At 40.2% G+C, this 6257-nt stretch carries 4 protein-coding genes; all 4 read left to right on the top strand.

The window, feature by feature from the left end:
- Positions 1-54 precede the first annotated feature (54 nt).
- The 4 genes from uvrB (at position 55) to BLR27_RS17210 (ending at position 5847) form a co-directional block, all read left to right on the top strand.
- Positions 55-2085: an excinuclease ABC subunit UvrB gene (gene uvrB, locus BLR27_RS17195; protein WP_090706951.1), complete on the top strand. Its 2031-nt coding sequence runs from the start codon at positions 55-57 to the stop codon at positions 2083-2085.
- A 499-nt stretch (positions 2086-2584) separates the two neighbouring features.
- A complete protein-coding gene (locus tag BLR27_RS17200) occupies positions 2585-2779 on the top strand; it encodes a YwbE family protein (RefSeq protein ID WP_090706952.1) in 195 nt (64 codons plus the stop codon).
- Between the two features lie 160 nt (positions 2780-2939).
- Positions 2940-3194, top strand: coding sequence for a DUF4834 family protein (locus BLR27_RS17205; protein ID WP_090706954.1), 255 nt, complete (start codon positions 2940-2942; stop codon positions 3192-3194).
- 172 nt (positions 3195-3366) lie between these two features.
- Complete coding sequence (locus BLR27_RS17210) at positions 3367-5847, top strand: YfhO family protein (protein ID WP_090706956.1); 2481 nt, start codon at positions 3367-3369, stop codon at positions 5845-5847.
- The last annotated feature ends 410 nt before the right edge of the window (positions 5848-6257 follow it).

Genomic DNA, 6257 nt, shown 5'->3' on the forward strand with positions numbered 1-6257 from the left:
TTACGATGCCTTTACACAATACTCAATTCTTCTTTATTATCTTTGTAATATCCCATGGAATTTAAACTAACATCCGAATATAAACCAACCGGCGATCAGCCTGAAGCAATCAGACAACTGGTAGAAGGAATAAATAATGGAGATCATTATCAGACCTTACTGGGAGTTACAGGCTCTGGCAAGACCTTTACAATTGCCAATGTAGTACAGGAAACACAAAAACCAATGCTTGTCCTTAGTCATAACAAGACATTGGCTGCTCAGCTTTATGGTGAATTCAAGCAATTCTTTCCTGATAACGCTGTTAATTACTTTGTATCCTATTACGATTACTATCAGCCGGAAGCCTATTTAGCTTCATCAAATACCTATATAGAAAAAGATCTTCAGATCAATGAGGAGATAGAGAAACTCAGACTTCGAACAACCTCCGCACTTATGTCGGGACGAAGGGATGTAATTGTGGTTTCGTCCATTTCCTGCATTTATGGTATGGGAAATCCTGAAGATTTTTCAAACTCAGTATTTCGTTTCGCGGTTGGGACGAAGGTAAGCCGTAATGCATTTTTACATCGCCTGGTTGAAATATTGTACTCCCGTACCACGACCGATTTTCGCCGTGGAACCTTCCGTGTTAAAGGGGATACGGTAGATATTTATCCGGCCTACATGGATTTTGCATATCGTGTTTCATTTTTCGGGGATGATATTGAGGAACTCAGCACCATCGACCCTGCTTCAGGCAAGACCATAGAAAAAATGTCGCATATGGCCATTTTTCCGGCCAATTTATTCGTCACTCCCAAAGAGCGCTTTACCGAATCCATCTGGTCTATTCAGGAGGAACTTGAAAGCCGAAAGCAGCAGTTTATTAGTGAAAAGCGATTCCTGGAGGCCAAACGCCTGGAAGAACGGGTAAACTATGATCTTGAAATGATCAGAGAGCTAGGATACTGCAGCGGAATTGAAAATTACTCCCGTTTTTTCGATGGAAGAACCCCGGGTATGCGTCCGTTCTGCCTGCTGGATTACTTTCCGAAGGATTATCTGATGGTGATCGATGAAAGCCATGTAACGGTGCCCCAGATACGTGCAATGTACGGTGGTGACAGGTCCAGAAAACTATCTTTGGTTGAATATGGTTTCCGCTTACCGGCTGCACTAGATAACCGGCCATTAAATTTCAATGAGTTCGAGACTCTTGCACCTCAGACGATTTATGTAAGCGCTACTCCGGGCGATTATGAAATGGAACAAACAGAAGGTATTTTTGTGGAACAGGTAATCCGTCCGACAGGGCTATTAGATCCTATAATAGAGATCAGGCCTGTGGGCAATCAGGTGGATGACCTGCTGGACGAAATTGATAAAACGGTTAAAATGGGCGACCGTATTCTGGTTACAACATTAACCAAACGAATGTCTGAGGAACTGACCAAATACATGGACCGCCTTGGAATCAAAGTTCGATATATCCACTCTGAGGTGAAAACACTGGAAAGGGTAGAGATACTCCGGGACCTGAGGCTAGGTGTTTTCGATGTTTTGATCGGAATAAACCTGCTTCGTGAAGGACTGGATCTGCCAGAGGTTTCATTGGTGGCCATCCTGGATGCCGACAAAGAAGGATTTCTTCGCTCAGAGCGTTCTTTGATACAAACCATCGGCAGAGCGGCCAGAAATGATCGCGGACGAGTAATTATGTATGCCGATAAGATCACTGCCAGTATGCGCGTTACGATTGACGAAACTAACCGGAGAAGAGAGAAACAGATCGCATATAACACGAAACATGGAATTACGCCACGAACTATCGGAAAATCGCGTGAAGCCATCATCGAGCAAACTTCGGTAATGGATTTCAAGGGTGGTGTTCAAAAAGCATACATTGAAAAGGAAATGACCGACAATCTTGCAGCAGATCCGATCGTTCAATACATGACCAAGCCAGAACTCCAAAAATCAATTGAAAAAACTAAAAAGGATATGGTTTTGGCTGCAAAAGAGATGGACTTCCTCATGGCAGCAAAATTGAGAGATGAAATGTATGCACTGGAGAGAATCATGGAGGAAAGATTTTCCTGATTTGAATGAACTGCATCTGTGTTTTGATTTTTCCGGCACTGGGGATTGAATCGTTCTTAGGAACCGTTTATCTGATCTGAATGGTAGTTGGGACAGTACGATGGGTAACAACCATTCATAAATTACCGGTTTTGCCTTTTGCAGAGATCGGCATTCTGGGATTTGGCAGTAAAGGCGCGCTTTATCCCTGCATTAACAATCATAAATCACTGCCTTCAAGTAATCCGGAGAAGTGTTGCAGATCTATTCATTTCTTTCACTTCCCTTAACACGGCTTGGATTACACCGATAGGATAAAGTGTGATTTTACAAGAAATACCAGGAAGTCGCGGCTCTTTTGCTTACTTTTCCAGCTGAAGGGAAAAGTAAGTGCCCTCTCCCGCGGCAAGAGCGGGATGATTTCAATTTTAATTGATCATTTACAATTTTATCCGGACACTTGTGATTGAAATCTATTTATCACCTAAATGTCAAATTCAAATACTGAAAACCCAAACAAATGAACGGTCAAAACAGAAAAGATATCTACCCCGGACTTGAAGTAGACATCATACTTAAAAAAGACCAGCGCAGTGGAGTACGGACAAGGGGGATTGTTCAGGCACTACTCACCAGTGCAGCTTTTCATTCCAGGGGTATCAAAGTCAGGCTTGAAGACGGACAGGTAGGCAGGGTGGTGGAAATATTCAATTGATTTTCTAATCCTTTTAGACCACTGAATTTCATGCTCTGCGGTATATGTCTCAATACTATGTACTAACTACTCAAAACAGTAATTCCAATGTAACATTTACTTCTATTTGAAACATTTTAAAAAAATTAACGTCTATATTTGAGTATTATAATCTATTGCCATGCCATTATTAAAATTTTTATTCATTACCATCTGTATTTTATGGTTGATCAAAATGATCGGCCGTTTGCTTTTGCCTGTCTTATTCCAAAAAATGATGACAAAAGCACAAAATCAGGCCAATCAGAGATATCAGCAACAACAGCAACCTGCACCGGATGGCCGCATTCGTGTAGACTATATGCCTCCTAAAGACAAACATCCTGGTGATGATGCTGGTGATTTTGTTGAATATGAAGAAATAAAAACTCCCTGATTTCAGGCTTATCTCCCTTTTTTAAAAAATCTCAATAGCTATATCAGGGCCATTATGAGCCCTAATTGATATAAATTGTGCATTTCTTAAGATTTATTTTCATAAAGCGCAATTACACGCATTGCAGGTTTAAGCTTTTTTCTATTTTTGGCATTCAACTAATTTAAGCAGAATGAATAACTGGTTTAAACGCAATGGTATACATCTGGCCATTATAGGAATATTTATCGCCTTATGTTTTGTGTATTTCAGTCCGGCATTGCAGGGCAAAGCCTTGTATCAGAGCGATGTTCTAATGGCTCAGGGAATGCAAAAGGAGATCATGGATTTCAAAGCAAAAGACGGAAAGGGTCCACTGTGGACAAATTCCATGTTTGGCGGGATGCCGGCTTTCCAAATCTGGGTTCAGTATCCAAATAACGTAACAACCTATGTTATTTCCTTCTTTAAAACTGTATTCCCAAATCCGATAGATACAGTTCTGCTTTATCTTTTAGGTGCTTATCTTTTATTCTGTGTTTTAAGAATGAACCCCTGGCTGGCGGCTGCAGGTGCAATTGCATTCGCTTTCTCATCCTATAACTTTCAGATCATTGATGCCGGACATAGCAATAAAGCGATGGCTATTGCATTCTTCCCTCCGATCCTGGCAGGAATCATTCTGACGTTCAGAAGGCAATACCTTTTAGGTGCAGTTTTAACTGCCTTATTTCTCGCTATTGAGATCAGAACGAATCATATACAGATGACTTATTATCTGTTCATTGCCCTGCTTATCTATGTTGGAATTGAACTTTACCATGCCCTAAAAAGCAAAACAAGCAAAGATTTCATCAAATCATTCAGCTATCTGGCAGCTGCCTCAGTTCTTGCTGTTGCAGTGAATGCGGGTATGCTCTGGACTACCTATGAATATAGTACAGAAACCATCCGTGGAAAATCAAATTTAACTACCGACAAGTCTGAACCTAATAACGGCCTTGACAGAGATTATGCATACCAGTGGAGCCAGGGTGTTGGTGAAAGCCTTACCTTCTTGGTTCCAAATGTTTATGGTGGCGCTTCGGGCCCTAATCTGGACGAAAAATCGGAAGTAGCTAAAACACTTGCTGCAAAAGGAATTCCTGCTGAACAACTATTACCTGCCATGCAGCAATTGGCACAGGTAGGATTAACTACTTATTGGGGTGATAAACAATTCACCTCCGGTCCATGGTATTTCGGAGCAATAATTTGCTTCCTATTCATCCTGGGACTATTCATAGTAAAAAACAGAATTAAATGGTGGATACTGAGTGCGAGTATTTTATGTCTTTTACTCTCTTTTGGAAGGCATTTACCATTCCTTTCAGATCTGTTCTTCAACTATTTCCCGCTTTACAATAAATTCAGAGCGGTTGAATCTATACTGGTCATAGTAGGATTTTTAATGCCTGTATTAGCGATTCTTGCAGTGAAAGAAGTAGCCTTCCATACTGAAGAACCTAAAAAACTTCAAAAAAATCTATTGTATAGTTTATATATAACAGGCGGACTTTTAATTATTCTGATTGCATTGCCAACTGCATTTTTGAGTTTTAAAACACAGAACCACGGACAATTTATAGAGCAATTAACTCAGATCACCAACGGTGATAAAGGTTTCGCTGATTCAATTGCTGAGGCTTTAGTTAAGGACAGGATCAGCCTGGCAAGAATGGATGCATTACGCTCTTTGCTATTCGTTTTGATCGGTGCAGGATTAGTTTGGGCGCTGATCAGGAAAAAAATGAACCCACAATTTGTCTTCATTGCATTGGCAGTTGTAGTTCTTGTGGATCTCTGGAGCATTGACAGACGCTACCTGAATAATGAAAAATTTGTTGATAAAAACGTTCTGGCGCAACAATTCAAACCAAGAGATGTGGATCAGCTGATCATGCGTGATCAATCCTACTACAGGGTTTTGGATCTTAGTCAGGGTAATCCTTTTTCAAATTCCGTACCTTCTTACTTTCATAAAAGTCTTGGAGGCTATCATGCAGCCAAACTTAAACGCTACCAGGAAGTATTGGACAAGCAGTTCAACGGAGCGATCAATGAAGATGTGCTTGACATGCTAAATACCAAGTATTTGATTACTGCCGATCAGAATGGGCAAAAAGAAACCATGAAGAATCGCTCTACAGCAGCGGGACATGCCTGGTTTGTTCAAAAGGTAGAGTATGTGAAAAATGCTGATGAAGAAATGATGGCGATCAGCAGCTTCGATCCGAAAAACGTAATGGTTGTTGATGAGAAATTTAAGTCGCTGATCGATGTAAGTAAAGTTGGTTATGATGGAAATGGCTTTATCAGACTTATCACCTACCATCCTGACCACCTGACATATGAGTATTCATCAGGACGCGATGCCTTAGCTGTATTCTCTGAAATGTGGTATGAAAAAGGCTGGAATGCATACGTTGATGGCGAGAAAATACCTTATTTCAGAGCAGATTATATTTTACGTGCCGCACAATTACCAGGAGGAAATCATAAGCTGGAATTCAAATTTGAACCTACTTCATACTATACCGGTGAAACGATTTCACTTATAGCATCTATACTTTTATTGCTTTCATTAGGATATGCAATCTGGATGGAAGTTAAAAGGAAAGAGATACAAGCCTAATTAAATATTAAGACCTCATTGGATGAATTTAATTCATTTAATGGGGTTTTTTATTTTTATGGAGGTATTGAAACAAGATTAGAAGAGTATTTGGTTTAATAAACGAGTCGAAAGACTTTTTTTTATTGAACATCCGTAGAGAGACAGTATGCCTAACTCGACGTACGAGGAGTGTTCGAGATAACCGTAGTTAATAGAAGCGCGTCATTCCGAATGAGGAACGAAGAGGAATCTGTTGAGCAAAGGCGGCTTTTTGATCAACAGATCTCTCCACGCTTCGAAGTGTATGTGAGTAGAAAATGATTTTTCGCGTGTTCGTATTCTAGGTTTAACTTATTTCCAAATTTAATTTAAAAAAGATTTTCTTCAGGCTGCTCTCTTATAGTTTTCCACATACATTTCCCCTCTTT

This window comes from Daejeonella rubra (assembly GCF_900103545.1).
GTDB classification, from domain to species: domain Bacteria; phylum Bacteroidota; class Bacteroidia; order Sphingobacteriales; family Sphingobacteriaceae; genus Daejeonella; species Daejeonella rubra.